The following is a 26,926-nucleotide window of genomic DNA, read 5'->3' as shown; positions in this document are numbered from 1 at the left end:
GGGGTCCAGGGTACGACGGCTGCCTATGGCCGCCGACCGCGCCCCGCCGCTCGCCGCGCCCTGCCTCACGCGTCGAAGAGCGCGCCCGCGGCGCGTGCCCGGTAGGCGACCTCGTCCATGTCGTCGCCGACCGCGGTCACGTGGCCGACCTTGCGGCCCGGCCTGGCCGCCTTGGCGTAGGAGTGCACCTTGACGTCCGGATGCGCTGCGAGGGCCGAGGCGTAGCGGTCGGCCATCGACCCAGAGGCCGGGCCGCCGATGACGTTGACCATGACGCTCGCGGGCGCCAGGAGCGCGGTCGAGCCGAGCGGCAGGTCGAGCACCGCGCGCACGTGCTGCTCGAACTGGCTGGTCACCGAGCCGTCGATCGTCCAGTGGCCCGAGTTGTGGGGCCGCATCGCCAGCTCGTTGACCAGGACGCGCCCGTCGCTGGTCTCGAACATCTCGATCGCCAGCACGCCCGTGACCGCGACGCCGTCGGCGACGGTGCGAGCCAGGTCGTCCACGACGGGCTGGATGCTCGCGGCGTGCGGCGCCGGCGCCAGCACCTCGACGCAGATCCCGCCCTCCTGCACCGTCTGCACGAGCGGCCACACGACCGCCTCTCCGGAGGGTCGTCGCGCGATCAGCTGCGCCAGCTCGCGCCGGAAGGGCACGAGCTCCTCGACGAGCAGTCGCGGTCCGCCCGCGGCTGCGCCGTCGAGCCAGTCGCGCGCCTCGTCGACCGAGCGCACGACGCGCACGCCCTTGCCGTCGTAGCCGCCCGTGGCGGTCTTCACGACCCCGACGCCGCCGTGATCGGCCAGGAACCGCGCCAGGTCCTCGGCCGCGTCCACCGGCGCCCAGTCGGGCTGGGGCACGCCCAGCGCCGCCATGCGCTGGCGCATCTCTCGCTTGTCCTGCGCGAAGCGCAGGGCGTCCGGGCCCGGGTGCACGGCGACGCCCGCGTCGACGAGGGCGCGCAGCACCTCCTGCGGCACGTGCTCGTGGTCGAAGGTGACGGCATCGACGCCCTGGGCGAAGGCGAGCACCACGGATGCGTCGCGGTAGTCGCCGACGTCGGTCGCCGCGAGCGAGGCCGACATGCCCTCCGATTCGGCCAGGACCCTGATCTCGATGCCGAGCGCCACGGCGGCGGGGATCATCATCCGCGCGAGCTGGCCGCCACCGATCACTCCGAGGATCATGCCGACGGCCCCTCAGCGACGGCGGCGCTCCGCGCTGCCGTGTCGGGCCGGCCGAGCCCGATGACCGTGAAGCCCGCGGCCGCCCAGCGTGGGGCGTCGAGGGTGTTGCGCCCGTCGACGATCACGCGGGCCCGGGTCTGCTCGGCGACCGCTGCGGGATCGAGGTCGCGGAACTCCTGCCACTCGGTGCCGAGCGCCAGCACGTCGGCATCGCGGATGGCGTCCTGGACCGACGCCGCGATCGTCAGCGTCGGCACCGAGCGCAGCGCCGTCTCGCCGGCCTCCGGGTCGTAGCAGGCGACGACCCGACCCTGCTCCTGCAGGCGTCGCGCCACGTCGATCGCGGGCGAGTCGCGCACGTCGTCGCTGTTGGGCTTGAAGGCCAGCCCGAGCAGCGCGACGCGGTCACCGCCGATGCGGGCGAGCTCCCCGTCGACGAGCGCGACCATCCGGTCGCGGCGGCGCAGGTTGATCTGGTCGACCTCGCGCAGGAACCCGAGGGTCTGCGCGTGCCCGAGCTCGGCGGCGCGGGCCTGGAACGCCCGGATGTCCTTCGGCAGGCAACCGCCGCCGAAGCCGAGCCCGGCGTTCAGGAACCGTCGGCCGATCCGCGCGTCCAGCCCGATCGCGTCCGCGAGCTGCGTCACATCGGCGCCCACCGTCTCCGACAGCTCGGCCATCGCGTTGATGAACGAGATCTTGGTGGCGAGGAACGCGTTGGCGCTCACCTTGACGAGCTCGGCGGTCGCGAAGCCCATCACGAGGCGCTCCGTGCCGCGCGCCAGGATCGGCGCGTAGACCGCGTCGAGGGCGGCGACGGATGCGTCGTCGCCGTCGGCGACGCCGTAGACCAGGCGGTCGGGCGCGAGCGTGTCCTCGACGGCGAAGCCCTCGCGCAGGAACTCCGGGTTCCAGGCCAGCGTGGCGCCGGTCGGGGCGACGATCGCGGCGAGCCGCTCCGCCGTGCCGACGGGCACGGTCGACTTGCCGGCGACCAGCGTGCCGGCGCTCAGGTGCGGCACGAGCGAGCCGATGGAGGCGTCGACGTAGGTGAGGTCGGCGGCGTCCGAGCCCGCGCGCTGCGGGGTGCCGACGGCGATGAAGACCACGTCGCTGCCCGCGGCCTCGGCGATGTCGGCGGTGAAGCGCAGCGTGCCGGCGTCCACGCCCGCCCGGAGCAGCTCCGGCAGCCCCGGCTCGAAGAACGGCGGCTCGCCCCGGCGCAGTCGCTGGATCTTCGCCTCGTCGATGTCGATGCCGACGGTCTCGTAGCCGAGGGACGCCATCGCTGCAGCGTGCACGGCACCCAGGTACCCGCAGCCGATCACGGCGATCTTCATGTGAGCTCCTCTTCGTGCGCCCGCGGGCGCGGTGGGTGGATCAGGCGCGGGGGCCTGCGTGGGGGCCGGCGCCCGGGAAGCCGCCTCCCGGGAGTCCGGCGCCGGGGAGGGCGGAGGGGGATGGGATCGCGCCGCGCGCGCTGAGCTGCTCGGAGAGCATGCGCTGCACGAGGGATGCGACGGGCACGTCCGGCAGCACCACGGCACGATCGCCGCCGGTCGAGAGCAGCACGTCGCCCGCGCCGAACAGCGCCTGCAGCCCGCGCCGCCGCACGGTCACGTCGTGCACGCGGGCGAGCATCGTCTCGCGCCGCGTGCCGCCGAAGCCGGTGCGGATGATGACGCGCTCGGTCGTGAACGTGAAGCCGCGCGAGAGCCAGGCGAGCGTCGGCACCACGGTGAGCAGCACGACGACGATGGCGAGCACCGTCAGCAGCGCCGTGTTCCAGAGCGCCCAGTCGACGGTGTCGACCAGCAGCATCGCGAGGCCGGCGCAGCCCCAGAGCACGAGCACGGGCACGATGAGGGCGCGCCCATGCGGTCGCATGCGCGCGATGACTCGCTCCTCGCCGGCTGGCACCCGACGATTCTCCCCCATCAGCGCACGTGCACCACGTCACCGACCCGCACGTCGACGATTTGCCCCTCCTGCTCGACCTGCAGCTCCCCCGTCGGCCCGAGCCCGACGGCGCGACCGAGCAGCTCCCCCTCGGGCAGCTGCACGCGCACATCGCGCCCGATCGTCACGAGCCGAGCGGCGACCGCCTCGCGCAGCCGCTCGCCGCCGAGCGCCGGCAGCAGCGCGTCGAGCGAGCGCAGCATGTGCCAGAGCACGGCGTCGCCGAGCACCGCGGCCGTGCCCTCAGCCCCCTCGAGCGTGAGCGAGGTGGCTGTCGCGGTCGGCAGCTCGTCGCGCTCGAGCGTCAGGTTGACGCCGAAGCCCACGGCCACGGCGTTCCTGCGCCGCTCGCAGAGCACGCCGGCGACCTTCCGCCCGTCGACGAGCACGTCGTTGGGCCACTTGAGGCCCGCGCGGTCGCCGACGAGCGTGCGCAGCGCGTCCGCGAGCGCCAGGCCGGCCGCGAGCGGCATCCACGCCACCGCGTCCTCGCGCATCCGCCGCGTGTGCACGAGCACCGTGGCCGCCAGGCACTTGCCCGGCGGGCTCACCCACTCGCGGCCGAGCCTGCCGCGACCGGCGCGCTGATCGAGCGTCGCCCAGGTGGTGAGGTGGCCGGCCCGCTCGTCGACGGCGTCGAAGGTCGACGCGACCGACTCGAGCTCGATGACGGGGGCGATGCGGGCGGCGCCGGGGAACAGCATCCCCACAGGCTAGGGCGCGCGGCAGGCTCGGGCGCGCGGCGTCGGATCGCGCACGCCCAGGAGCGGGTCGGGACCGCCGCCGGGTGGTGGGGATCTCCACCGCTTCACGCGCATCCGCTGTGGGAGTCCACAAAGGCCCAGCATGCGGCGGCGTCTAGAGTGGCATCCGTGACCGACGAGACCGTGACCGAGGGCAACAGCGCGTCTGACGACTCCGCGGCCGCAGCCCCCATGTCCACCACCGCCGACCGCATCGCGGATCTGCGGGTGCGCCACCGCGAGGCGGTGACCGACAAGGAGGCGCGCGCGAAGGAGCGCCAGGGCGCCAAGGGCAAGAAGACCGCGCGGGAGCGGATCGAGCAGTTCGTCGACCAGGGCTCGTTCGTCGAGTTCGACGCGTACGTGCGCCACCGCACGAGCGCCTTCGGCATGGAGAAGAACCGGCCCTACGGCGACTCGGTGGTCACGGGCATCGGCACCGTCCACGGTCGTCGCGTCGCGGTCTACTCGCAGGACTTCACCACGTTCGGCGGCTCGCTCGGCGAGGTCGCCGGCGAGAAGATCACGAAGATCCAGGAGTACGCGATGAAGGTCGGCGTGCCCATCGTCGGCATGCTCGACTCCGGCGGCGCGCGCATCCAGGAGGGCGTGGTCGCGCTCGGCAAGTACGGCGAGATCTTCCGCAACAACACGGCCGCCTCCGGCGTCATCCCGCAGATCTCGATCATCATGGGCCCGGCAGCCGGCGGCGCGGTCTACTCGCCCGCGCTCACCGACTTCGTCATCATGGTCGACAAGTCGAGCCACATGTTCGTCACCGGACCGGACGTCATCAAGACGGTCACGGGCGAGGAGGTCGGCTTCGAGGAGCTCGGCGGCGGGCGCGCGCACAACACGGTCTCCGGCGTCAGCCACTACCTCGCCGCCGACGAGGACGACGCGCTCGACTACGTGCGGGCGCTGCTGGCCTACCTCCCCGACAACAACCAGGCAGAGGTCCCGGCCTACGACCACAGCGCGGAGCGCGTCGTGAACGACGCGGACCGCCGCCTCAACACGATCATCCCGGACTCGCCGAACCAGCCCTACGACGTGCTCGCCATCATCGAGACGCTCATGGACGACCGCGAGTTCCTCGAGGTGCAGCCGCTCTACGCCCCGAACATCGTCATCGGCTTCGGGCGGCTCGAGGGCCGCACCGTCGGCGTGATCGCCAACCAGCCGAACGCCATGGCCGGCACGCTCAACATCGAGGCGGGCGAGAAGGCCGCGCGCTTCGTGCGGTTCTGCGACGCCTTCTCGATCCCGATCCTCACCGTCGTCGACGTGCCCGGCTACCTGCCCGGCACCGACCAGGAGTGGTCGGGCGTGATCCGCCGCGGTGCGAAGCTGCTGTACGCCTACGCCGAGGCGACCGTGCCGATGGTCACCGTCATCACCCGCAAGGCCTACGGCGGGGCCTACATCGTCATGGGCTCGAAGCAGCTCGGCGCCGACATCAACGTCGCGTGGCCCTCCGCCGAGATCGCCGTGATGGGCGGGCAGGGCGCCGTCAACATCCTCTACCGCAACGAGATCAAGCAGGCGGAGGCCGACGGCGACGACGTGGCCGCCGTGCGCCAGCGCCTCGCGAGCGAGTACACCTACAACGTCGCCTCGCCGTTCCTCGCTGCCGAGCGCGGCGAGCTCGACGGCATCATCGAACCTGCTGAGACGCGCGTCATGATCACGCGGGCGTTCCGCTCGCTCCGCACGAAGCGCGTGCAGCGGCCGGAGCGCAAGCACGGCAACATCCCGCTGTGATTGTGCGAGACGACGGTGGGGCGATGCACGACGGCGCAGCGATGACCGCGCCCGACCGCCCGGCGCACGCCGAGGCATCCGAGCCCCTCATGCACGTGGTGTCGGGCTCGCCGACGGCGCAGGAGCGAGCCGCGGTCGAGGCCGTGCTCGTCGGCCTCGCGGAGGAGTGGGCCGAGACGAAGCACCGCCGCGTGCTGGACTCCGAGAGCGAGTGGCAGGCGAAGTCGCGGCTGCCCTCCGGCGCGCGCTGGAAGCGCGACTGACAGCAGACGCGGGGCTCGGCCTCGCTAGCATCGCGGCATGGTGAGGCTGCGCAAGGCGCGTCCGGGCACGGACGCGGGGATCCGACGACGCAAGGCGGGCCGCGGCTGGTCGTACGCGCACGACAGCGGCCGCAAGGCCTCGGCAGACGATCGCGAGCGCGCCGAGTCGCTCGCCGTGCCGCCGGCGTGGCGCGACGTGTGGATCGCGGCGGATCCGCTCGCGCACATCCAGGCGATCGGCGTCGACGACGCCGGCCGCACGCAGTACCGCTACCACCCGGAGTGGCGCGAGCGGCGCGATCGCGCCAAGCACGAGCGCGCCCTGGACCTCGCGGAGGCGCTGCCGGCGCTGCGGCGCCGGGTCACCCGCGACCTCGCGCTCGAGGGGCTCCCGCGCGAGCGGGTGCTGGCAGCGGCGCTGCGGATGCTCGACGTGGTCGCGATCCGCGCTGGCGGCGACACCTATGCGCAGGAGCGCGGCTCCCGCGGGCTGATGACGCTCCTGTGCCGCCACGCCACCGTCACCGGCGACGCCGTGCGGCTGCGGTTCCCGGCGAAGTCGGGGCAGCGATTCGACGTGACGATCGACGACGCGCCGCTCGCCCGCTGCATCGACGAGCTGCGCACCGGGCGCTCGGGGCGCTCGCGCCTGCTGGCCTGGCGCGATGCCGCCGGGGTGCATGCGCTGCGCGACGTCGACCTCAACGCCGCCGTCCGGGAGGCGACGGGCGGCGAGTTCACGGCGAAGGACTTCCGCACGCTGCACGGCACGCTCGTCGCCGCCGACGCGCTCGCCCGGGCACGCGACGTGGGCACCGAGACGGCGAGGCGGCGGGCCGAGCGCGCCGCCGTGGTCGCGGTCTCCGAGGCCCTCGGCAACACCCCCACCGTCGCGAGGTCGAGCTACATCGATCCCGAGGTCTTCGCGCGCTTCCAGGCGGGCGCGACGATCGGGCTGCGCGGCTCGCGCGAGCGGGCGCTGCTGGACCTGCTGCGATGAGTGGTGCCCACGGGCGCGCGGTGCCGGGGCCCGGCGATCCCGCGGGGGCTGTGCCGCGCATGCATGCGGTCATCTCCGGCGCCGGCGTCGCCGGCCTCGCGCTCGCGGGCCGCCTGGCGCGCGACGGGTGGAGCGTCGAGGTGGTCGAGCGCGCCCCCGAGCCACGCGCATCCGGCTACCTCGTCGACTTCTTCGGGCCCGGCTTCGACGCGGCCGAGCGCATGGGTGTGCTCCCGGCGCTGCGGGCGCGCGCCGAGTCGTTCGACGAGCTGCGCACCGTCGACGCGTGGGGCAAGGTGCGCGCGCGGCTGCCGATCTCGCTCGTCGAGCGCGCGGCGCGGGGGCGATACCTGACAATCCTGCGCCCCCAGATCGTGGCGGCGCTCACCGAGGCGCTGCCGGGAGCGGTGCGGATCCGCTGGGGCACGCAGGTCGAGGCGGTGCACGACGACGGCACCAGGGCGCACGTGCTGCTGTCGGACGGGGAGCGCGTCGCAGCCGACCTGCTGGTGGGCGCGGACGGGGTCGGATCCCGGGTGCGGCGGCTGGTCTGGGGGCCGGCGGACGATGTCGTGCGCCCGCTGGGCGACCTGACCGCCGTCGCCTGGATCGGCGATGACGCCCGGCTGCACCACGACCTCGACGGCATGGTCGCGATGCAGGTCGAGCAGGATCGCCAGCTCGTCGTGGCGCCGCTCGGAGACTCCGGCGTGACGGGCTTCGCGGTGCTGCGGGGCGTCGGCGCGGCCGACGCCCGCCGAGCGCTCATCGGCATGGGCGCGCTCGGGCGGCGGGCGGTGCGCGGGATCCGAGACCCGTACGTCGACGCGGTCGCGCAGACGGTGGTCGAGCCCTGGGTGCGCGGGCGCGTCGTGCTGCTCGGCGACGCGTGCGCCGCCGTCTCGCTGCTGGCCGGCCAGGGCGCGTCCCTCGCGATCGCGGGCGCCGAGCGGCTCGCCGAGGAGCTCGCGTTCGCCAGGCACCCGAGCGACGTCGCGGCCGGGCTCTCGGCCTACGAGCGCGAGTGGCGGCCGGTGATCGAGCGCGAGCAGGCGCGGGGGCGGCGCGTGCAGGCGACCTTCGCGCCCCACAGCCGGCTCGAGCTCGAGGCGCAGCGCGCCGCGTGGCGCGCCGCCGCCCTCCCGGGCGTCGCCCACCTCATCGCCCGCGCGGGCGGCGTCACGAAGACGCGCTGACGCAGCCCCCGACTCCCCCGCGCCTCACCCCGCCGCGCGCACAACGCAAGCCCTCGCGCCCCGCCCCGCCGCGCGCACGACGCAAGCCCTCGCGGCGGGGCGCACCGGCTGCCGCGGCACTGCTGCCGGTGCGCCGCTGGTCGGGGCCGGCGGGCGTGCGTTGTGCGCGAGCGGCGGCCGCAGCGGCGGCCGCGCCGGCTGCTCAGTCGCGGCGGAAGGCCGCGACCGCCTCCACGTGGTGCGTGTGCGGGAAGAGGTCGAAGGCCTCGAGCGAGTCGATGCTCCAGCCGCGCTCACCCAGCAGCTTCGCGTCGCGCGCGAGCGCGACCGGGTCGCAGGCGACGTAGACGATCTGCGCCGGCGAGAGCTCGACGAGCTGCTCGATGACGTCGCGACCAGCGCCCACGCGAGGCGGGTCGAGCACGACGAGCCCGTTCGAGAGCCGCTCGCGCTCCTGCTTGCTCGCGCGGCCGGCCAGCTCGCGCAGCCAGCGGTCGACGCGCCCGGTCTCGGCGTTGGCGCCCAACCACTCGGCCAGGTTCTCCGAGGCGTGGTCGGTCGCCACCTCGTCGCCCTCGACGCTCGTGACGCGGGTGCGCTCGCCGAGCGCCTCGGCGATGGTCGTCGCGAAGAGCCCCACGCCGCCGTAGAGGTCGAGCGACCAGCCGCCGGGGTCGACGCGCGCGACGTCGATGACGCGCCGCACCGCATCCGTCAGCACGGCCGGCGCCTCGCGGTGCACCTGCCAGAAGCCCGAGCGGTCGAGCTGGAGCTCGCGCTCGCCCACCGTCTCCACGATCGTGTCGGAGCGGCCGCGCTCGGGCGCTCCCTCCGAGGCGATCACGTCGACCTCACCGTCGCCCCACTCGACGTAGTCGACCGCGGTGACGCCCCCGAGGCGCTGGTCGAGCTGCGCCGAGAGCTGGATGCCCTGGGTCGCCAGCGGCAGGCTCGTCACGGGCACGACCTCGTGGCTGCGCGGCGCGAAGGGGCCTTGCCGGCCGCGGTCGTCGACGTGCAGGCGCACCCGCGTGCGCCAGCCCAGGCCACCGCGCTGCTCGTCGCCGGGTGCGGCCTGCACGGGCACCTCGCGCGTGATGCCGCCGGTGCGCTGCAGCGCATCCTCGATGACGCGCTGCTTGAGCTCGCGCTGGCGGGCCAGGCGGATGTGCCCGAACTCGGCGCCGCCGGCGCGCTCCGCCGGCGCGCGGTCGATCGCCGCCTCGGGCCAGATGTGGGTGACGCGGTCTGCGGACGCGTCGACCACCTCGAGCGCGACGGCGGTCGCGAACGACTTCTTCACCTCGACGACCTGCGCCCGGACGGTCTCGCCCGGCATGGTGTCGGGCACGAAGACGACGCGGCCCCGCTCCCCCTCGCTCGCGCCGTGGCGGCCGACGAAGCGGCCCCCGTGCGCGACGTTGTCGATGGTGAGGTCGACGATCTGGCCTTCGGTGATGTCTGCGGGCATGGCTCCATCCTCCCGCACCGATGCGGCTGCCGTGCTCAGGCGGCGCAGCGGCAGGTGCGAGGATCGAGGCGTGCAGCTCATCCTCGCCTCCGCCTCCCCCGCCCGACTCGCGCTGCTGCGCCAGGCAGGCATCGAGCCGATCGTCACGCCCACCGATCTCGACGAGGAGCTGCTGATCGCCGCGCACGAGGCCGAGCACGGCCCGCTCTCCCCCGCCGCCTACGTGCTGCTGCTCGCCCGCGCCAAGGCCGAGGCGCTGCTCGACCAGGATCCGCTGACGGGCTTCGACGGGCTCGTGCTCGGCGGCGACTCGTCGCTCGAGCTCGACGGCGCCATGCTCGGCAAGCCGCACACGCCCGAGCGCGCCCGCGAGCGCTGGCTCGCGCAGCGCGGCCGCTCCGCGACGCTGCACTCTGGGCACTGGATGCTCCGTGTGCGCGAGGGGCGCGTCCAGGATTCGGCGGGCGTCACCACCGCGACCGACCTCGACTTCTCGCCTGACATCGACGAGGCGGAGATCGATGCCTACGTCGCCACCGGCGAGCCGCTCGAGGTGGCCGGCGCGTTCACGATCGATGGCCGCGGTGCCGCCTTCATCGACCGCATCCACGGCGACCCCTCGACGGTCATCGGCATGAGCATCCCGGCCGTGCGGCGCCTCGCTCGACAGCTCGGCGTCGCCTGGCCGGCCCTGACCGCGCCGCCCGTCGCCTGAGCCCGCCGGCGGCGCGGGCTCAGGTCGTCTGCTGCGCGGGGATCGTGCCCGTCTGCGCGAGGCCGTCCTCGAGGTCGAGGTCGGTCGCCGCCTGCTCGAACTGCGCGTTGAGCAGTCGCCAGTAGGCACCCTCCGCCGCCACCAGCTGCTCGTGCGAGCCCTGCTCGACGATGCGCCCCGCCTCCATCACGAGGATCAGGTCGGCGTCGCGGATCGTCGAGAGGCGGTGCGCGATGACGAACGATGTGCGGTCGGTCCGCAGCGCGGCCATCGCCTGCTGCAGCAGCAGCTCGGTGCGCGTGTCGACCGAGGAGGTCGCCTCGTCGAGGATCAGCACGCTCGGCTGCGCGAGGAAGGCGCGGGCGATCGTGACGAGCTGCTTCTCCCCTGCCGAGAGGTTGGAGGCCTCCTCGTCGATGACGGTGTCGTAGCCGTCCGGCAGCGCGTGCACGAAGCGGTCGACGTAGGTGGCCTGCGCCGCCTCGATGATCTCGGCCTCGGTGGCCTCGGGCCGACCGTAGGCGATGTTCTCGCGGATCGTGCCGCCGAAGAGCCACGTGTCCTGCAGCACCATGCCCGTCTGCGCGCGCAGCGCGTCCCTCGTCATCGTCGCCGTGTCGACGCCGTCGAGCGTGATGCGACCGCCGTCGAGCTCGTAGAAGCGCATGAGCAGGTTGACGAGCGTCGTCTTGCCCGCGCCCGTCGGCCCCACGATCGCCACCGTCTGACCCGGCTCCACGTCGAGCGACAGGTCGTCGATCAGCGGCTTCTCCGGTGAGTAGGAGAAGCGCACGTGGTCGAAGACCACGCGGCCGCTGCCGGGCGCTGGCCGCGCGCCGCCCTCGTCGGAGGACTCGTCCTCCGCGTCGAGCAGGTCGAAGACGCGCTCGGCGCTCGCGACGCCCGACTGCACCATGGTGACGGTCTGCCCGATCTGGCCGAGGTTCTGCGAGAACTGCTGCGAGTACTGGATGAACGCCTGCACGTCGCCGACCAGGATCTGCCCCGCCGCCACGAACAGGCCGCCGGCGACGGCCACGAGCACGTAGCCGATGTTGCCGACGAAGGTCATCAGGGGGAAGACGAGGCCGGAGATGAACTGCGCCTTGAAGGATGCGGCGAAGACGCTGTCGTTCTCCTCTGCGAAGCGGGCGCGCACCGCGTCCTCGCGGCCGAACACCTTGACGAGCGCGTGGCCCGCGAAGGCCTCCTCGACGATGGCGTTGAGCTTGCCGGTGCGCTTCCACTGCTCCTTGAACAGTCCCTGAGCGGGGCCCATCACCGCCGCCAGGATGATGCCGGTCAGCGGCACCGCGATGAGCGCGATGAGCGCCAGCCAGACGTTGATGGTCAGCATCATCACGAGCACGCCGATCACCGTCAGGAAGCCGGTCACCAGCTGCGACATGGTCTGCGACATCGACTGCGCGACGTTGTCGAGGTCGTTCGTCACGCGCGAGAGCAGCTCGCCGCGCTGGGTGCGGTCGTAGTACGACAGCGGCAGGCGGTGGATCTTGTCCTCCACGTCGCGGCGCAACCCGTGCACGGTGCGCTGCACGACGCGGTTGATGACGAAGCCCTGCAGCCACTGGAACAGCGCCCCCACCAGGTAGACGCCGAGCACGAGCAGCAGGATGCCGCCGAGCGCCTCGAAGTCGATGCCCTGCCCCGGCTGCAGGTCGGGCATGCGCTCGACCAGGTTGGCGAAGTCGCCCTGCCCCTGCTGCCGCAAGCCCTCGACGATCTGCGCCTGCGTCGCGCCCTCCGGCATCTGGCGCTGGATGAAGCCCTGCACGACGACGTTCGTCGCCTGCCCGAGCAGCTTCGGGCCGAGCACGACGAGCACGACCCCGATGGCGCCCAGCACGAAGACCACACCGAGCCACCAGCGGTAGGGGTGCATGAGGCCGAGCAGCCGCCGGCCCGACGACCAGAACGACTTGGCCTTGCCGGGCGGCGGCTCCCAGTCGCCCGCGCCCAGCCGCGCGGCCTCCGCGAGCTCCTCCTCGAGGCGCTCCTCCTCCGTCAGCTCACGCTCCGGCGTCGCCATCCGCGCCCTGCGGGCCTCCGCCCGCTGCTCGCGCGTGCGTCGGCGGTCGCCGCCCGCATCGCTCGGGGCGCCCGCGCCCGCTCCGTCGCCCTGCATGGCGCCATCCTTCTCTTCCCGTGCCATCTCAGGCCTCCACAGCCATCTGCGACTCGACGATCTCGCGATAGGTGTCGCTGCTCTCGAGCAGCTCGGCGTGCGTGCCCGTGCCGACGACCCTGCCGGCCTCGAGCACCACGATGCGGTCGGCATCGACGATCGTCGACACCCGCTGCGCGACGACGATCTGCGTCGTCGCGCCCACGGCCTCCCGGAGCGCCGCCCGCAGGCGCGCATCCGTCGTCAGATCGAGCGCCGAGAACGAGTCGTCGAAGACGAGCACGTCGGGCTCGGCGACGAGCGCCCGCGCGATCGAGAGCCGCTGGCGCTGGCCGCCGGAGACGTTGGTGCCGCCCTGGGCGATGCGCGCCTCGAGCTGGCCGTCGAGCTGCTGCACGAAGCCCGCGGCCTGCGCGATCTCGAGCGCCCGCCAGAGCTGCTCGTCGGTGGCGTCCTCGTTGCCGTAGCGCAGGTTCGACGCGACGGTGCCGCCGAACAGGTAAGGCCGCTGCGGCACGATCGAGATGCCGCTCCAGAGGGTCTCGGCATCGACCTCGCGCACATCGGCGCCGCCCACGAGCACCCGGCCGCCGGTGGCGTCGAAGAGGCGAGGGATGAGGTTGACAAGCGTCGTCTTGCCCGCGCCGGTCGACCCGATGATCGCGAGCGTCTCGCCGGGCTCCGCGCGGAGCGAGACGCCGTCCAGCACGGGCGTGTCGGCGCCCGGGTACCGGAAGACGACATCCTGCAGCTCGACGGTGCCGGGCGTCGGCATCGTCGCGCCCTGCCCGGGCGCGACCTGCACGACGGAGGAGTCGGTCTCGAGCACCTCGCCGATGCGGTTCGCCGAGACGGCGGCCCTCGGGATCATGATCGTCATGAAGGTCACCATGAGCACGCCCATGAGGATCTGCATGAGGTACTGCAGGAAGGCCATCATCGTGCCGATCTCGAGCTCGCCGCTGTCGACGAGGCCGGCGCCGAACCAGATGACCGAGATCGACGAGACCTCGACGATCAGCATGATGATGGGGAACATCAGCACGAAGAGGTTGCCGGTGCGCAGCATGGCGTCGGTGACGTCGTCGTTCGCGACCGCGAAGCGCTGCCGCTCGCGGCGCTCCTGCACGAAGGCGCGGATCACGCGGATGCCCGTGAGCTGCTCGCGCAGCACCTTGTTGATCGCGTCGATGCGAGCCTGCAGCTGGCGGAAGATCGGCACCATGCGCGAGACGATGACGCCGAGCACGACGAGCATGAGCGGCACGGCCACGGCGATGAGCCACGAGAGCGTCGCGTCTGCGCGCACCGCCATGATGACGCCGCCGACGGCGAGCATCGGCGCCGAGAGCAGCATGGTGCAGCACATCAGGATCAGCATCTGCACCTGCTGCACGTCGTTCGTGTTGCGCGTGATGAGGCTCGCCGCGCCGAAGCGCTGCACATCCTGCTCGCTGTAGTCGCCGACCTTGCGGAAGATGTCGCTGCGCAGGTCGCGGCCCGCGCGCATCGCGAGCCTCGCGCCGAAGAGGATCGCCAGGATGTTCGCGGCGACCTGGCCGAGGCTCATGGCGAGCATCAGGAGGCCGAGCCGCCAGATGGTGTCGGTGTCGCCGGCGAGCACGCCGTCGTCGATGATGTCGGCGTTGATCGTCGGCAGCATGAGCGAGAGCACCGACTGCGTGAACTGGAACGCGACGACGAGGATGAGCGGAAGCCAGGAGGGCTTCACGGAGCGGACGATGAGCTTCCAGAGCATGGTCAGGCCTTCTGATCCTGGAGGGCGGGGGCCGGCGAGCCGGCCATGGTGCGGACCGGCGAGCCGGCGGGTGATGACGGGGCGGATGCCTCGGGCTCCACGGCGGTGCGGACGATGCCGTGCAGCAGCACCTGCAGGATGTCATCGGCCGATGACACGGGGTCGTCCTCGCCCCAGGAGGCGGCGGCTGCCCACGAGAGGGAGCGGACGAGGTCCGCGGCGACGAGCGGCGTGACGCGCAGGCGGTGCGCGTAGGGCTCGAAGTGCGCGGCGATCCAGTGCTTCGACTGCTCGAAGTCGGCGCGCCGCTCGGCGGCCACCCGCTGGGCGATCGGTCCGAGCGCCACCACCAGCTGGTACATGAAGCGCATGCGCTCGACCAGCACCCCGACCATCGTCTCGACGACCGCCTCGAGCGAGTCGCTCTCGAAGGCCTCGGCGCGCTCGTCGGTCATGTGGTGCTCGACCAGCGCGGTGAGCAGCGACTCCTTGTCGCCGAAGGCCTTGAAGAGCGTGCCCTCGGCGACGCCTGCGGCATCGGCGAGCTGTCGGCTCGTGATGGCCGCGCCGTGCTGGAGCACCGCGGGGGTCACCGCCTCGATGATCTGGGCACGCCGATCGTCGCTGCTGAGCCGTGGGATGGGGGTCACGCCGCCATGCTAGATGAGTGAGCGCTCACTCACCAAGTCCGAGCCGGGATCGTCCGGCGTCGCCAGGCGCGCCGGGCTCACGCGCCGGAGCGACCGCGACGATCGCGCTCCGTGCGCTGCCAGGCCTCGATCGAGCGGACGACGGCGCTCTGCGCGCTCTCGATCAGGTCATCGGCGAGCGCTGCCCAGCCCGCGCGCGGGTCGCGGCCGCCGGGCAGCGCGCCCCGCGCATCCGTCGCCGCGCGCTCGGCGGCGTCGAAGGCGCGCGTCGCTCGAGCGACCGCGTCGCGATACGCGGCGAACTCGGACGGGCGCATGCGCGCCCGGCCGTCGCTCGGCCGGAGCTCGAGCGCGTCGCGCTGCGCCCGCAGGAACTCCTGCAGCCGCGGCGAGGCGGTGTCGTGCATCGCGGGCGCGTCGAGGGCGCTCGCCGGCTCGGTCTCGTAGGCGAGCCACCGACGCGTCACGGCGTCGTGCGCATCGCGCAGCTGCGCGAGCGGCATCGCCTCGGCCGGTGCGCGCATCGCCGGGAGCGCCGCGCGCGCGGCGGCTACGGCCGCCCGACGAGCCGCGACCTCGGCGACGGCGGCCTTCACGGCGCGCTCCGCATGCCGCACGCGCCGCTTCGCCTCCGCGATCGCGGCAGGCCCCGCCTCGTCCGCGCGATCGCGAGCGAGCTCGGCGCGCACGCGCTGCAGCCCCGCCCTCGCCCCCGCCAGCACGCGCCGCGCATCGCGCACGTCCTGCTTCGCGGCGTCGAGCTCGAGCCGGCGTCCGGCCGGGCCGAGGCGTCGAGCGCCGAGCACGCCGACCGTGCCTGCGCTCGCACCCGCCGGCGCCACCCACCACCACTCGGCGAGCAGCAGGAGCACGGGTTCCACCCCTCGATGCTAGGGCGCGCCGCTCGCGCCCCGCCAGGAGCGCCCGACTGTGGGAATCCGCAACGGAACGCCCATGATCTGTGTGGCGAGTGCACGCATCCGTCATGCATGGACGCCTAGGCTGAGGAACCATGCCCCGCATCACGAAGGTCCTGATCGCCAACCGCGGTGAGATCGCCGTCCGCATCATCCGCGCAGCGCGCGACGCGGGCATCGGCTCGGTCGCCGTCTACGCCGAGCCCGACCGCGACGCGCAGCACGCGCAGCTGGCCGACGAGGCCTACTCGCTGCACGGCTCGACGAGCGCCGAGAGCTATCTCGTGATCGAGAAGATCCTGTCGGTCGCGCGCCGCTCGGGGGCGGATGCGGTGCACCCCGGCTACGGGTTCCTGGCCGAGAACGCGGCGTTCGCGCGCGCGGTCATCGCTGCGGGCCTCACCTGGATCGGGCCGAGCCCCGAGGCCATCGAGCAGCTGGGCGACAAGGTCTCGGCGCGGCACATCGCCGAATCGGTCGGCGCCCCCCTCGCGCCCGGCACGATCGAGCCGGTCTCGGGTGCGGCAGAGGTGCTCGAGTTCGTCGACGAGTTCGGGCTGCCCGTCGCGATCAAGGCGGCGTTCGGCGGCGGAGGGCGCGGCCTCAAGGTCGCCTTCACGCGCGACGAGGTCGAGCAGCAGTTCGAGTCCGCGACCCGCGAGGCGGTCGCGGCGTTCGGCCGCGGGGAGTGCTTCGTCGAGAAGTACCTCGACAAGCCCCGGCACGTCGAGACGCAGTGCCTGGCCGATGCGCACGGCACCGTCGTCGTCGTCTCGACGCGCGACTGCTCGCTGCAGCGCCGCCACCAGAAGCTCGTGGAGGAGGCGCCCGCGCCGTTCATCACCCCCGAGCAGGATGCGCAGCTGCGCAGCGCGTCGAAGGCGATCCTGCGGGCCGCGAAGTACGTCGGCGCCGGCACCTGCGAGTTCCTGATCGGTGCCGACGGCACGATCTCGTTCCTCGAGGTCAACACCCGCCTGCAGGTGGAGCACCCGGTCTCCGAGGAGGTCACGGGCATCGACCTCGTGCGCGAGCAGTTCCGCATCGCCGAGGGCGAGCAGCTCGGCTACGACGACCCCGAGGTGCGCGGTCACTCGATCGAGTTCCGCATCAACGGCGAGGATGCGGGCAGCGGCTTCATGCCGCAGCCCGGCCCCGTCCGCATCTACCGCACCCCCTCCGGCCCCGGCGTGCGCGTCGACTCCGGCGTCGTGGCCGGCGACGTCATCGGCGGCAACTTCGACTCGATGCTCGCGAAGCTCATCGTGACGGGGCGCGACCGCGCCGAGGCGCTCGAGCGCTCCCGCCGCGCGCTCGCCGAGTTCGAGGTCGACGGCCTGCCGACCGTGCTGCCCTTCCACCGCGCGATCGTCGACGACCCGGCCTTCGCGCCCGAGGGCGACGCCCCCTTCCGCATCTACACCTCGTGGATCGAGACCGAGTTCGACAACCGGCTGCAGCCGTGGGCGGGCGAGGCGGGCGAGCTCGGCGGCCCCGAGCCGCGCCGCACCGTGGTCGTGGAGAGCGACGGCAAGCGCATCGCCGTCTCGATGCCGAAGCGGCTCTTCTCGGACGCGAAGGACGCCAAGGGGCCGGCGCCGCGGCGCACCCGCCGCGCGCTCGAGGGCGGAGCGGGTTCGGGCTCCATCGTCTCGCCCATGCAGGCGACGGTCGTGAAGGCCGAGGTGCAGGTGGGCGACCGCGTGGTCGCGGGCGACCTGCTCGTCGTGCTCGAGGCGATGAAGATGGAGCAGCCGCTGTCGGCGCCGATCGACGGCACGATCGCCGCGATCGACGCGCCGGTCGGCAAGACGGTGCCCTCGGGTCACCCGCTCCTGACGATCACGCCCGACGCCGCCTAGCCTCTCCCTCCGTTCTGCAGGCTTGTGGGGCGCGCCGAGGGCGTGCTTCCCTCCCCTGCCGTCAGGAACCTGCAGAACGGACAAGGCCTGCAGAGCGCGACAAGGCATGCAGAACCGCGACAGGGCTGCAGCGCGCGACAGGGCCGCGCGCCTGAGCGGTCACTCCGTCACGCATCCGCAGGACGCGGAGCGCGTCGCCGGTGCCGGTCGTCCCGCACGATCTCCAGCACCGTCGCGAGCGTGTCTGGCCAGCGCTCCATGACGTCCTCGTAGGCGAAGCGGAGCATGATCTCGTCGCGGCGCTGCACTTCGCGGTCGATGCGACGGTCACGTGCGAAGTCGGCGACGCGTGTGTGGTGCTCGCGGCCGTCGAGCTCGATCCAGAGCCGTTCGCCGATGCGGAAGTCGCGGGGGCCGAAGCCCGGCAGGTCCACCTGCGTCTCCACCCGGAGCCCAGCAGCGCGGAACCCGTAGCGAGCGATGCTCTCGAGCCCCGATCCCGCACCGGGGTCGACGAGCTCGCGCAGGAGGCGTCCGCGCTCGGACCCGCCGAGCAGCCCGCGCAGTGCCGAGACGGTGGTGCGCTCCCGGCGCACACTGGCGTCGAGCACAGCGAGGGCCAGCGCTGGCGGTTGACACTCGACGACGTGCAGCAGTGCGTCATCGAGCGACTGCATCGCGCGCCCCGGCTCCGTTCGGCCACGCCAGTGCAGCACGACACTCGGATCGTCGATCGCGGCGAGACCGCCTCGCACCCGGGGGTTCAACCGCGAACCGTTGCCCGGCACCGCGACGTGCAGCTTGCCGTCGGCCTTCGTCCAGAGCCCCATGCTCGCGGTCGCAGAGATGCAGGTCAGCTGCCCGCGCATCCGCACCGCCTGCACGAGCTCGGGTGCGGCATCCGGGACGGCGACCCATGCCCGTCGCACCGAGTTCAGCAGGCCCGCCATCCTCGCCTCGACGACCTGCTCGCGCGCGATGCCGTGCTCGCGCAGGTCATCGAGCGAGACGACGCCGCCGAGCGCGCGCACGAGCTCGTCGATCGACATGCGCCACACCTTGGCGGGGCCTCGCGGCGCGCGCAGACCCGAGGCGTTCAGCTGTGGAGAGCCGCCGCCTTCCGCCGGCACGCCGCATCCGTTGTGCAGGCCGCGCTCTCGACCCGGGGGAAGACTCCCCTCCGCACGGGTAGATCACCTGCAGAACGGAAGCGGGTTCGTCAGTCCTCGAACCGGTGCATCGCGCGCGCGGCGTCGGTGATCGAGCCGGTGAGCGAGGGGAAGACCGGGAACACGCGCGCGAGCTGGTCGACGGTCAGGCGGTGCTCCATCGCCATCGTGACGGGGAAGATCAGCTCCGACGCCTTGGGCGCGACGATCACGCCGCCGATGACCGTGCCGGAACCGGTGCGGGCGAAGAGCTTCACGAAGCCGTCCTCGACCCCCATCATCTTGGCGCGAGCGTTCGTGGACAGGTCGATCCGGTAGATCTCGCCCTGCGCGACGCCCTGCTCGATCTGCGTCTGCGACCAGCCGACCGTCGCGATCTCGGGCTGGGTGAAGATGTTCGACGCGACCGTGCGCATCGAGATCGGGTGCACGGCGTCGCCCATGGCGTGGAACATCGCGGTGCGGCCCTGCATGGAGGCGACGGAGGCCAGCGGCATCGCGTTCGCGCAGTCGCCGACGGCGTAGATGTTGGGCAGGTTGGTGCGCGCCACGCGGTTGACGAGGATGTGGCCGGAGTCGGCCATCTCCAGCCCCGCCTCCTCGAGGCCGATGCCGGCCGTGTTGGGCACGGAGCCGACCGCCATGAGGCAGTGCGATCCCTCGACGGTGCGACCGTCGGTGAGCGTCACGACGACGCCGTCGCCGTCGCGCTCGACCTTCTCCGCCCGCGACTTCGACAGCACCTGCATGCCCTGGCGCCGGAAGACGTCCTCGATCACGCGCGCGGCGTCGGTGTCCTCGCCGGGCAGCACCTGCTCGCGGCTCGAGACGAGGGTGACCTCCGCGCCGATGTGGCTGTAGGCGCTCGCGAACTCGGCACCCGTGACCCCCGAGCCGACGACGATCAGGTGCTCCGGCACCTCCTCGAGGGCGTAGAGCTGCGTCCAGGTCAGGATTCGCTCGCCGTCGGGCATCGCCGAGGGCAGCTGGCGCGGCGCAGCGCCGACGGAGACGACGATGGTGTCCGCCTCGAACTCGTCGAAGTCGGCGCCCTGCTTCCCCGTCGAGACGACCACGCGCCCCGGGCCGTCGAGCCGGCCCTCGCCCTGCACGAGCGTGACGCCGACCTTCTCCAGGTCGGCCTTCATGTCGAGCGACTGCTTCGCCGCGAGCGACAGCAGCCGACGGTTCACGGCGCGCAGGTTGACCGCGACCTCGGGCTTCTGCGGGCGGCCGGCGTCGCCGCGCACCGAGAACTGCACGCCCAGCTGGTTCGCGTCGCGGATGGCGGCGGCCGACTCGGCGGTCGCGATCAGCGACTTCGAGGGCACGACATCGGTGAGGATCGCGCTGCCGCCGACCCCGGTGCGCTCGATGAGCGTCACGTCGGCGCCGAGCTGCGCCCCCGCGAGGGCCGCCTCGTAGCCGCCCGGTCCGCCGCCGATGATCACCACGCGCTGCTTGCGCTCGAATGCACTCACGCGCACCATCATCCCGCATCCGCGCCGTCGCGCCGCACGCGAGAGCCGTCGGGCCTCAGCCCGCGCGGCGCTCGTGCACGTCGGAGCTCAGCGCCGTGCCGTTGACCTCGACATACAGCACCTGCTCCGTGACCGAGACCGACATCGTCGTGCGGCGATCCACCGCTCCCGCCACCGCATCGATGAAGCCGTCGTCGAACCAGACGAGCCGCACCTCGTCGGCGCGATGGATGCGCTTGCCCGCCCAGCGCGCAGCGAGCCGGTCGGGATCGTGGTGCGTGTAGACGGCAGCGCGCGCCGCGGCCATGCTGCCGCGGTGCACGCGCTCGGCCTCGGGGGCGCCGACCTCGATCCACGCGGTGATCGCGCCCGTGGCGTCGCGCGCGATCACGGCCGGCTCCGCGCCGCTCGCGACGCCCGAGCCGAAGGCGATGCCCTCCTCGTGCTCGAGGCACAGCGCGAGCACGCGCGTGGCCATGAAGGCGAGGGTCTCGGAGGCGTGCTGCGCCACCTTGAGCGAGAGCTCCTCGTAGACGCCGCGGTCGACGTCGGCGAGCTGCACGCTGAAGGTGTGGACGGTCGCGCCGATGGCCATGGTCGCCGAGCCTACGCGAGCGCCGCCGTCATGCAGCGCGCTGCCGACCGGCGCGCGTCCCTGCTCGCACGACGGCGGCACGCTTAGAGTGGGCGGCATGACGCACCCGCTCGACCCGCCCGCAGACCCCCGCGACGTCGCCCGCCAGGCCGCCGACGACATCCGCCGCATCACCGGCGTCGACCGCCACGACATCGCCCTGACGCTCGGCTCCGGCTGGGCGAAGGCCGCAGACCTCATCGGCGAGACGACCCACACCATCCCGGCCACCGAGGTCACCGGCTTCTCGAAGCCCGCGCTCGAGGGGCACGTCGGGACCATCCGATCGGTGCTGACCGACGACGGCCGCCGCGCCCTCGTCATCGGCGCCCGCACCCACTACTACGAGGGCCACGGCGTGCGCCGCGTGGTGCACTCGGTGCGCACCGCCGCCGCGGCCGGCGCCACGATCATGGTGCTCACGAACGGGGCGGGCGGCATCAAGCCGCAGTGGGAGCCGGGGCAGCCCGTGCTGATCAGCGACCACCTGAACCTCACGGCCGACTCGCCGCTCGAGGGCGCCACCTTCGTGGACCTCACCGACCTCTACTCCCCGCGCCTGCGCGATGTCGCGCGCACGGTCGACGCGAGCCTCGACGAGGGCGTCTACGTGCAGTTCCGCGGCCCGCACTACGAGACGCCCGCCGAGGTGCAGATGGCGAAGGCGATGGGCGGTCACATCTGCGGCATGTCCACCGCGCTCGAGGCGATCGCCGCTCGCGAGGCCGGCATGGAGGTGCTGGGGCTCAGCCTCATCACGAACCTCGCCGCCGGCATCCAGACGACGCCGCTGTCGCACCAGGAGGTCATCGACGCCGGCCGCGAGGCCGAGGGCCGCATCTCGCGCCTGCTCGCCGACGTGATCGGCGCGATCGGCGCGCAGGCATGAGCTCGCTGCTCGCGGCCATCGAGGCGGCGCGCGCGTGGGCTGCGGCCGATCCCGACGCCGAGACCCGGGCAGAGCTCGAGGCGCTCGTCGTCGCAGCCGAGTCGGGCGATGCCGCCGCGTCGGCCGAGGTGACGGATGCGTTCCGCGGCCGACTGCAGTTCGGCACGGCGGGACTGCGCGGCAGGATCGCACCGGGACCGAACCGCATGAACACCGTGGTCGTGCAGCAGGCCTCCGCCGGGCTCGCCGCGTACCTCGTCGGCCGCGAGCCGCATCCCTCGGTGGTGATCGGCTGGGACGGCCGGCGGGGCTCCGAGCGCTTCGCGCGCGACGCCGCCGAGGTGTTCGCGGGCGCGGGCGTGCGGGCGATCCTGCTGCCTCGCATGCTCCCCACGCCGCTCGTGGCCTTCGCGGTGCGGCACCTGGGCACGAGCGCGGGCGTCATGGTGACCGCGAGCCACAACCCGCCGGCCGACAACGGCTACAAGGTCTACCTCGGCGGCGCCGACGAGGGCAGCCAGATCGTGCCGCCCGTCGACGCGGAGATCGCGGCGCTCATCGAGCGCGCATCGCAGGCGCCCGTCGGCGAGTACCCGCGCGGCGAGGCGGAGGTCGCGGGCGAGGGCGTGTGGCGCGCCTACGTCGAGGCCACCGCCGCGATCGGCCAGCCCGATCAGGGCATGGCCGGCGCGAGCGGGCCGAAGGTCGTCTACACGCCGCTCCACGGCGTGGGCCTCGAGACGGTGGAGGCGGTGCTCGACGCCGCCGGCTTCCCCGCGGTCATCGCCGTGCCGGAGCAGTCGCAGCCGGACGGCGCCTTCCCGACCGTGGACTTCCCGAACCCCGAGGAGCATGGCGCGCTCGACCTGGCCATGGCGCTCGCGACCGCGGAGGGCGCAGAGCTCATCGTCGCGAACGATCCCGACGCCGACCGCCTCGCCGTGGCGGTGCCCGACGAGGGCCCCACCGGCTGGCGCATGCTGACCGGCAACGAGGTCGGCCTGCTGCTCGGGTGGGATGCCGCGCGCTCGGCGCGCGGGCGGGGCGTGCTGGCCGCCTCCATCGTCTCCTCCCCCGGTCTCGGCGCCATCGCCGAGGCGCACGGGCTCGCGTTCGTGCAGACGCTCACCGGCTTCAAGTGGGTCTCCCGTGTGCCTGGGCTCACCTTCGGCTACGAGGAGGCCCTCGGCTACCTCGTCAACCCGGGCACCGTGCGCGACAAGGACGGCATCTCGGCGCTCGTGCGCGTGCTGACGCTCGCGAGCGCGCTCCACGAGCGCGGCTCCTCGCTCTCGGAGGAGCTGCTCGCGCTCGCGGGCGAGTTCGGCGCCTTCGAGTCCGGCCAGGTGAGCGTGCGCGTGACCGACCTCAGCCGCATCCCGGCCACCATGGCGGCGCTGCGCGCGCATCCGCCGATCGCGCTCGCCGGCGCCGCGGTCCTCGCGGCCGACGACCTGGCGCTGCCCGAGCACGGCGCCGTCGGCGACATCCTGCGCTTCACGCTCGACGACGGCTCGCGCGTGATGGTGCGGCCGAGCGGCACCGAGCCCAAGGTCAAGGTCTACATCGATGCGACGTCGACCGACGGTCCTCCCTCGCAGCGCATCCGCCTCGCGCGCGAGCGCGTGGCGGCGCTCACCGACGCCGTGCGCCCCCTGCTCGACGCCTGAGCGCGCACGCGCGACCGGCACCGCGGGAGCCCGAGCCGGCTCCGGGCTCCGACGCCCGGCTCACCCCTCGTGCGTCGGGAGCGCGGGGCGCAGCGCCTCGATCGCCTCGTCGCGCGTGGTGGCCGCCGCGATGCGCTCGGCGACGCCGGATGCGTCGAGGGCGTTGGCGAGCTCCGCGAGGATCGTGAGGTGGCGCTTCGCGCTCGTCGCCGCGAAGCCGATCACGACCCGCACGGGATCGTGGTGCGGGTGGCCGAACGCGACCGGCTCGTCGAGCACGACGATCGCGAGCGCATCGCGGCGCACGACAGCGCTCGCCCGGGCGTGCGGCACGGCGACGCCCGGCGCGACCACGCAGTAGGGGCCGGACTGCTCGATCTGCTGCACGAGCTCGTCCACGTAGGCGCGCCCGACGGCGCCGGCCGTCACGAGGTCGACGCCCGCAGCGCGCACGGCTGCGCGCCAATCGGCGGCGCGGACCCCGGGCGAGAAGGTCGCCTGGTCGAGCGGCAGCGTCATCGGAGGTCGTCGAACCCGTCGGAGATCTCGTCGGCGAGCTCGTCGCGCTCCTCGATCGTGCTGAAGGCGCTCGCCGCGGCGTTCTGGGTGACCTGCTCGAGGTCGTCGAGATCCCAGTCGAAGGCCTCCACCAGCAGGCCCAGCTCGCGCGTGAGCGTCGTGCCCGACTGCAGGCGGTTGTCGGGGTTGACGGTGACGCAGAAGCCGAGCTGGTGCAGCAGATCGATCGGGTGGTCGGCCAGCGCCGAGCCCCACTGCGCGATCGTGCCGGTCTGCAGGTTCGACGACGGGCTCACCTCGAGGGCGATCTGGCGATCCTTCACCCATTCGGCGATCTCGCCGAGCCGCACGACGATCGCGTCGTCCGACTCCTCCTCGATGACGATGTCCTCGGCGATGCGCGTGCCGTGGCCGAGCCGCAGCGCGCGGCCGGAGAAGAGCGCGTCCGCGATGGAGTCGATGCCGGCTCCCTCCCCCGCGTGCACCGTGGCCGGGAAGTGCGCCTGCGCGAGCAGGTCGAACGCCGACCGCATGCGCGAGGGCGGGAAGCCGTCCTCCGGGCCGGCGATGTCGAAGCCCACGGCGCCCGTGTCGCGGTGCCGGAGCGCGAGCTGCGCGATCTCCTCACCGCGGTCGAGGTGCCGCATGGCGCTGATCAGCTGGCCGACGCGGATGCGCCCGCCGTGCGTCGCGACGAGCCCGATGGCCTCCTCGATGCCCGCCTGCACCGCCTCGACCGCCTGGTCGAGCGAGAGGCCGCGCTGCAGGTGCTGCTCCGGCGCCCAGCGGATCTCGCCGTAGACGACGCCGTCCTCGGCGAGGTCCAGCACGAACTCCTTGGCGACGCGGTGCAGCCCGTGCTCGGTCTGCATCACCGCGGTCGTGACGTCGAAGGTCTGCAGGTACTCCGGCAGCGAGCCCGAGTTCGACTGCTCGCCGAACCACGCGCCGAGCGCAGCGGCATCGGTGGAGGGCAGCTCCAGACCGATCTCGTCGGCCAGCTCGATGATGGTCTGCGGGCGCAGCCCCCCGTCGAGGTGGTCGTGCAGGCTCACCTTGGGCAGCGCCTGGATGTCGACGCCGTCGACCTCGTATCGGGACATTCCGCCTCCGTCGTCGGGTGCCTGGGGCTTCGATGCTACCTGCCCAGGATGACGGCACGACGACGGATCCGCGCCGCGGCTCGAGCGCGCCCGGCGGCGGCGCCGCGCGCCCTCAGGCGATGCGCTCCCGCACGATCGGCGGCACGTCCACGACCGTCCCGGGCGGGGCGAGCTCCCAGGCGCCCTCGAGCGCCTCGAGCGCCCGAGGGATCCGCGTCTCGTCGTCCGCCGAGATCGTCCAGAGCGGTTCGCCCGCGCGCACGCTGTCGCCGGGCTTGACGTGCAGGTCGATGCCCGCCGCGTGGACGACCGGGTCGCTCGCGCGCGCGCGGCCGGCCCCGAGGCGCCACGCGGCGATGCCGAAGGGCAGCGCCTCCTGGCGGGCGAGCACGCCGTCCTGCTCGGCGAGGACCGTGTGCGTCTCGTTGGGCGTCGGGAGCGCCGCGTCGGGGTCGCCGCCCTGCGCGATCACGAAGCGTCGCCAGACGTCCATCGCCCGCCCGTCGGCGAGCGCAACCTCGACATCCGCATCGCCCTTGCCCACCGCGTCCAGCATCTCGCGCGCCAGCGCGACGGTGAGCTCGACCACGTCGGCGGGGCCGCCGCCGGCGAGCACCTCGACCGACTCGCGCACCTCGTTGGCGTTGCCGATCGCGAGGCCGAGCGGCGTGTCCATCGTCGTCAGCAGCGCCCGGGTCTCGACGCCCGCGTCGCGGCCGAGCGACACCATGGTCTCCGCCAGCTCACGAGCGCGGTCGAACTCCTGCATGAAGGCGCCGGAGCCGAACTTCACGTCGAGCACCAGGGCGCCCGTGCCCTCGGCGATCTTCTTCGACATGATCGAGGATGCGATGAGCGGGATCGCCTCGACGGTGCCGGTGATGTCGCGGAGCGCGTAGAGCCGCTTGTCTGCCGGCGCGAGGCCCGCGCCAGCGGCGCAGATCACGCCGCCGACGGTGCGCAGCTGCTCGAGCATCGCCTCGTTCGTCAGGTCGGCGCGCCACCCGGGGATCGACTCGAGCTTGTCGAGCGTGCCGCCGGTGTGACCGAGCCCGCGGCCGGAGAGCTGCGGCACGGCGGCGCCGAACGCGGCGACGAGCGGCATCAGCGGCAGCGTGATCTTGTCGCCGACGCCCCCGGTCGAGTGCTTGTCCACGGTCGGCGCCTCGAGCGACGAGAAGTCCATGCGCTCGCCGGAGGCGATCATCGCGGAGGTCAGGTCGTGGATCTCGCGCCGCTCCATGCCGTTCAGCAGGATCGCCATCGTGAGGGCCGCCATCTGCGGGTCGTCGACGTAGCCGCGCGTGTAGGCGTCGATGAGCCAGTCGATCTGCTCGGTCGAGAGCGCTCCCCTGTCGCGCTTGGTGCGGATGATGTCGACGGCGTCGAAAGCCTCAGCCACGGGTGCTGCTCCTCTGGTGCTCGGTGTAGTCGTCCAGCGCGGCCGGGCCGAAGGCATCCGGCAGCACCTCGGCCATCGTGCGGATGCCGCTGACGGTGTCGAGCAGCATGCCCGGCGCCGCGTGCTCGGAGAGCAGCTGGCGGCAGCGCCCGCACGGCATGAGTCGCTCTCCCGCGCCGTTCACGCAGGCGAAGGCCACGATCCTGCCGCCGCCGCCCATGACCATCTCGCTCACCAGCGAGCACTCGGCGCACAGCGTCACCCCGTAGGCGGCGTTCTCGATGTTGGCGCCGGAGACGACGCGCCCGTCGTCGACGAGCGCGGCTGCCCCCACGGGGAACCGCGAGTAGGGCACGTAGGCCTTGCTCGAGGCCTCCACGGCGCGCGCGTGCAGGAGGTCCCAGTCGATCTCGGTCACGTGGCCGCC

24 protein-coding genes are annotated in these 26,926 nt (G+C 73.2%); 8 read left to right on the top strand and 16 right to left on the bottom strand.

The genetic code is table 11. From position 1 onward, the window contains the following. Positions 1–65: 65 nt before the first annotated feature. From AA0Z99_RS01340 to AA0Z99_RS01325, 4 genes are read right to left on the bottom strand one after another with little or no spacing between them, the layout of a single operon-like run. Entirely contained in the window at positions 66–1,187 is a 1,122-nt protein-coding gene (locus AA0Z99_RS01340; protein ID WP_413318735.1) for a 5-(carboxyamino)imidazole ribonucleotide synthase, read from the bottom strand. Continuing rightward, positions 1,184–2,527: a UDP-glucose dehydrogenase family protein gene (locus tag AA0Z99_RS01335; RefSeq protein WP_413318733.1), complete on the bottom strand. Its 1,344-nt coding sequence runs from the start codon at positions 2,525–2,527 to the stop codon at positions 1,184–1,186. Before AA0Z99_RS01335 ends, AA0Z99_RS01340 begins: the two co-directional genes overlap by 4 nt. Positions 2,528–2,567: 40 nt before the next feature. Then, positions 2,568–3,107, bottom strand: coding sequence for a PH domain-containing protein (locus AA0Z99_RS01330; protein ID WP_413318731.1), 540 nt, complete (start codon positions 3,105–3,107; stop codon positions 2,568–2,570). A gap of 17 nt (positions 3,108–3,124) precedes the next feature. Next, entirely contained in the window at positions 3,125–3,850 is a 726-nt protein-coding gene (locus AA0Z99_RS01325) for a biotin--[acetyl-CoA-carboxylase] ligase (RefSeq protein ID WP_413318729.1), read from the bottom strand. A 231-nt stretch (positions 3,851–4,081) separates the two neighbouring features. Here AA0Z99_RS01325 and AA0Z99_RS01320 point away from each other — a divergent pair, with 231 nt between their 5' ends. The 4 genes from AA0Z99_RS01320 to AA0Z99_RS01305 are packed head-to-tail and all read left to right on the top strand — an operon-like array spanning position 4,082 to position 8,112. After that, on the top strand, positions 4,082–5,653 hold the full coding sequence (locus AA0Z99_RS01320) for an acyl-CoA carboxylase subunit beta (RefSeq protein WP_413320723.1): 1,572 nt from the start codon (positions 4,082–4,084) through the stop codon (positions 5,651–5,653). A 23-nt stretch (positions 5,654–5,676) separates the two neighbouring features. Further along, positions 5,677–5,916, top strand: coding sequence for an acyl-CoA carboxylase epsilon subunit (locus AA0Z99_RS01315; protein ID WP_413318727.1), 240 nt, complete (start codon positions 5,677–5,679; stop codon positions 5,914–5,916). Between the two features lie 37 nt (positions 5,917–5,953). After that, a complete protein-coding gene (locus AA0Z99_RS01310) occupies positions 5,954–6,916 on the top strand; it encodes a DNA topoisomerase IB (RefSeq protein ID WP_413318725.1) in 963 nt (320 codons plus the stop codon). Between the two features lie 59 nt (positions 6,917–6,975). Then, complete coding sequence (locus AA0Z99_RS01305; RefSeq protein WP_413318723.1) at positions 6,976–8,112, top strand: FAD-dependent monooxygenase; 1,137 nt, start codon at positions 6,976–6,978, stop codon at positions 8,110–8,112. A 202-nt stretch (positions 8,113–8,314) separates the two neighbouring features. Here the strand turns inward: AA0Z99_RS01305 and AA0Z99_RS01300 are convergent, their stop codons facing one another. After that, the gene (locus AA0Z99_RS01300) at positions 8,315–9,583 is read right to left on the bottom strand and encodes a class I SAM-dependent RNA methyltransferase (RefSeq protein ID WP_413318721.1); all 1,269 of its coding nucleotides are present in this window, start codon (positions 9,581–9,583) and stop codon (positions 8,315–8,317) included. A gap of 70 nt (positions 9,584–9,653) precedes the next feature. Here AA0Z99_RS01300 and AA0Z99_RS01295 point away from each other — a divergent pair, with 70 nt between their 5' ends. After that, positions 9,654–10,298: a Maf family protein gene (locus AA0Z99_RS01295; protein ID WP_413318719.1), complete on the top strand. Its 645-nt coding sequence runs from the start codon at positions 9,654–9,656 to the stop codon at positions 10,296–10,298. Positions 10,299–10,317: 19 nt separating this feature from the next. On the opposite strand, the gene AA0Z99_RS01290 is transcribed toward AA0Z99_RS01295, so the two are convergent. The 4 genes from AA0Z99_RS01290 to AA0Z99_RS01275 all read right to left on the bottom strand — a co-directional run bounded on the left by AA0Z99_RS01290 (position 10,318) and on the right by AA0Z99_RS01275 (position 15,734). After that, positions 10,318–12,348: an ABC transporter ATP-binding protein gene (locus tag AA0Z99_RS01290; RefSeq protein ID WP_413320721.1), complete on the bottom strand. Its 2,031-nt coding sequence runs from the start codon at positions 12,346–12,348 to the stop codon at positions 10,318–10,320. 124 nt (positions 12,349–12,472) lie between these two features. Next, the gene (locus AA0Z99_RS01285) at positions 12,473–14,203 is read right to left on the bottom strand and encodes an ABC transporter ATP-binding protein (RefSeq protein WP_413318717.1); all 1,731 of its coding nucleotides are present in this window, start codon (positions 14,201–14,203) and stop codon (positions 12,473–12,475) included. Between the two features lie 2 nt (positions 14,204–14,205). Next, a complete protein-coding gene (locus AA0Z99_RS01280; protein ID WP_413318715.1) occupies positions 14,206–14,853 on the bottom strand; it encodes a TetR/AcrR family transcriptional regulator in 648 nt (215 codons plus the stop codon). A 77-nt stretch (positions 14,854–14,930) separates the two neighbouring features. Further along, the gene (locus AA0Z99_RS01275; RefSeq protein ID WP_413318714.1) at positions 14,931–15,734 is read right to left on the bottom strand and encodes a hypothetical protein; all 804 of its coding nucleotides are present in this window, start codon (positions 15,732–15,734) and stop codon (positions 14,931–14,933) included. Between the two features lie 131 nt (positions 15,735–15,865). Between AA0Z99_RS01275 and AA0Z99_RS01270 the strand changes: the two genes are divergently transcribed. Continuing rightward, positions 15,866–17,632, top strand: a complete 1,767-nt coding sequence (locus AA0Z99_RS01270) for an acetyl/propionyl/methylcrotonyl-CoA carboxylase subunit alpha (RefSeq protein ID WP_413318712.1) — start codon at positions 15,866–15,868, stop codon at positions 17,630–17,632. 167 nt (positions 17,633–17,799) lie between these two features. On the opposite strand, the gene AA0Z99_RS01265 is transcribed toward AA0Z99_RS01270, so the two are convergent. The 3 genes from AA0Z99_RS01265 to AA0Z99_RS01255 all read right to left on the bottom strand — a co-directional run bounded on the left by AA0Z99_RS01265 (position 17,800) and on the right by AA0Z99_RS01255 (position 20,877). Then, a complete protein-coding gene (locus AA0Z99_RS01265) occupies positions 17,800–18,681 on the bottom strand; it encodes a hypothetical protein (RefSeq protein WP_413318710.1) in 882 nt (293 codons plus the stop codon). A 170-nt stretch (positions 18,682–18,851) separates the two neighbouring features. Next, positions 18,852–20,291 carry an NAD(P)H-quinone dehydrogenase gene (locus tag AA0Z99_RS01260; RefSeq protein WP_413320719.1) on the bottom strand — a complete coding sequence of 480 codons (1,440 nt, stop codon included), beginning with the start codon at positions 20,289–20,291 and terminating at the stop codon, positions 18,852–18,854. Between the two features lie 46 nt (positions 20,292–20,337). Then, entirely contained in the window at positions 20,338–20,877 is a 540-nt protein-coding gene (locus tag AA0Z99_RS01255; protein WP_413318708.1) for a YaeQ family protein, read from the bottom strand. Between the two features lie 97 nt (positions 20,878–20,974). On the opposite strand from AA0Z99_RS01255, the gene AA0Z99_RS01250 reads away from it, so the two are divergent. Together AA0Z99_RS01250 and AA0Z99_RS01245 are read left to right on the top strand one after the other, a co-directional pair. Next, on the top strand, positions 20,975–21,805 hold the full coding sequence (locus AA0Z99_RS01250) for a purine-nucleoside phosphorylase (RefSeq protein ID WP_413318706.1): 831 nt from the start codon (positions 20,975–20,977) through the stop codon (positions 21,803–21,805). Next, positions 21,802–23,475 (top strand): phospho-sugar mutase, encoded by a 1,674-nt coding sequence (locus AA0Z99_RS01245; protein ID WP_413318704.1) that lies wholly within the window; start codon positions 21,802–21,804, stop codon positions 23,473–23,475. The genes AA0Z99_RS01250 and AA0Z99_RS01245 overlap by 4 nt, the downstream gene beginning before the upstream one ends. A 60-nt stretch (positions 23,476–23,535) precedes the next feature. Here the strand turns inward: AA0Z99_RS01245 and AA0Z99_RS01240 are convergent, their stop codons facing one another. The 4 genes from AA0Z99_RS01240 to AA0Z99_RS01225 form a co-directional block, all read right to left on the bottom strand. Continuing rightward, positions 23,536–23,994, bottom strand: coding sequence for a PTS sugar transporter subunit IIA (locus AA0Z99_RS01240; RefSeq protein ID WP_413318702.1), 459 nt, complete (start codon positions 23,992–23,994; stop codon positions 23,536–23,538). Further along, the gene (locus AA0Z99_RS01235) at positions 23,991–25,097 is read right to left on the bottom strand and encodes an adenosine deaminase (RefSeq protein WP_413318700.1); all 1,107 of its coding nucleotides are present in this window, start codon (positions 25,095–25,097) and stop codon (positions 23,991–23,993) included. Before AA0Z99_RS01235 ends, AA0Z99_RS01240 begins: the two co-directional genes overlap by 4 nt. Positions 25,098–25,209: 112 nt before the next feature. After that, complete coding sequence (locus tag AA0Z99_RS01230) at positions 25,210–26,499, bottom strand: thymidine phosphorylase (RefSeq protein WP_413318698.1); 1,290 nt, start codon at positions 26,497–26,499, stop codon at positions 25,210–25,212. After that, positions 26,492–26,917, bottom strand: coding sequence for a cytidine deaminase (locus tag AA0Z99_RS01225; RefSeq protein ID WP_413318696.1), 426 nt, complete (start codon positions 26,915–26,917; stop codon positions 26,492–26,494). Before AA0Z99_RS01225 ends, AA0Z99_RS01230 begins: the two co-directional genes overlap by 8 nt. Positions 26,918–26,926 lie beyond the last annotated feature (9 nt).

This window comes from Agrococcus phoenicis, assembly GCF_047302415.1.
Lineage (GTDB): Bacteria > Actinomycetota > Actinomycetes > Actinomycetales > Microbacteriaceae > Agrococcus.
Note: the sequence above shows the minus strand (reverse complement) of the source record. Positions and strands in the feature narration are given on the sequence as shown.

Excerpts from the sequence above, each read along its gene's own strand:
- AA0Z99_RS01270 (WP_413318712.1), top strand. The coding sequence starts at position 15,866 with ATGCCCCGCATCACGAAGGTCCTGATCGCCAACCGCGGTGAGATCGCC.
- AA0Z99_RS01245 (WP_413318704.1), top strand. The coding sequence starts at position 21,802 with ATGAGCTCGCTGCTCGCGGCCATCGAGGCGGCGCGCGCGTGGGCTGCG.
- AA0Z99_RS01255 (WP_413318708.1), bottom strand. The coding sequence starts at position 20,877 with ATGGCCATCGGCGCGACCGTCCACACCTTCAGCGTGCAGCTCGCCGAC.
- AA0Z99_RS01240 (WP_413318702.1), bottom strand. The coding sequence starts at position 23,994 with ATGACGCTGCCGCTCGACCAGGCGACCTTCTCGCCCGGGGTCCGCGCC.
- AA0Z99_RS01300 (WP_413318721.1), bottom strand. The coding sequence starts at position 9,583 with ATGCCCGCAGACATCACCGAAGGCCAGATCGTCGACCTCACCATCGAC.
- AA0Z99_RS01320 (WP_413320723.1), top strand. The coding sequence starts at position 4,082 with ATGTCCACCACCGCCGACCGCATCGCGGATCTGCGGGTGCGCCACCGC.
- AA0Z99_RS01290 (WP_413320721.1), bottom strand. The coding sequence starts at position 12,348 with ATGGCGACGCCGGAGCGTGAGCTGACGGAGGAGGAGCGCCTCGAGGAG.
- AA0Z99_RS01285 (WP_413318717.1), bottom strand. The coding sequence starts at position 14,203 with ATGCTCTGGAAGCTCATCGTCCGCTCCGTGAAGCCCTCCTGGCTTCCG.
- AA0Z99_RS01325 (WP_413318729.1), bottom strand. The coding sequence starts at position 3,850 with ATGCTGTTCCCCGGCGCCGCCCGCATCGCCCCCGTCATCGAGCTCGAG.
- AA0Z99_RS01335 (WP_413318733.1), bottom strand. The coding sequence starts at position 2,527 with ATGAAGATCGCCGTGATCGGCTGCGGGTACCTGGGTGCCGTGCACGCT.
- AA0Z99_RS01340 (WP_413318735.1), bottom strand. The coding sequence starts at position 1,187 with ATGATCCTCGGAGTGATCGGTGGCGGCCAGCTCGCGCGGATGATGATC.
- AA0Z99_RS01260 (WP_413320719.1), bottom strand. The coding sequence starts at position 20,291 with ATGGTGCGCGTGAGTGCATTCGAGCGCAAGCAGCGCGTGGTGATCATC.
- AA0Z99_RS01310 (WP_413318725.1), top strand. The coding sequence starts at position 5,954 with ATGGTGAGGCTGCGCAAGGCGCGTCCGGGCACGGACGCGGGGATCCGA.
- AA0Z99_RS01235 (WP_413318700.1), bottom strand. The coding sequence starts at position 25,097 with ATGTCCCGATACGAGGTCGACGGCGTCGACATCCAGGCGCTGCCCAAG.
- AA0Z99_RS01265 (WP_413318710.1), bottom strand. The coding sequence starts at position 18,681 with ATGTCGATCGACGAGCTCGTGCGCGCGCTCGGCGGCGTCGTCTCGCTC.
- AA0Z99_RS01315 (WP_413318727.1), top strand. The coding sequence starts at position 5,677 with ATGCACGACGGCGCAGCGATGACCGCGCCCGACCGCCCGGCGCACGCC.
- AA0Z99_RS01250 (WP_413318706.1), top strand. The coding sequence starts at position 20,975 with ATGACGCACCCGCTCGACCCGCCCGCAGACCCCCGCGACGTCGCCCGC.
- AA0Z99_RS01305 (WP_413318723.1), top strand. The coding sequence starts at position 6,976 with ATGCATGCGGTCATCTCCGGCGCCGGCGTCGCCGGCCTCGCGCTCGCG.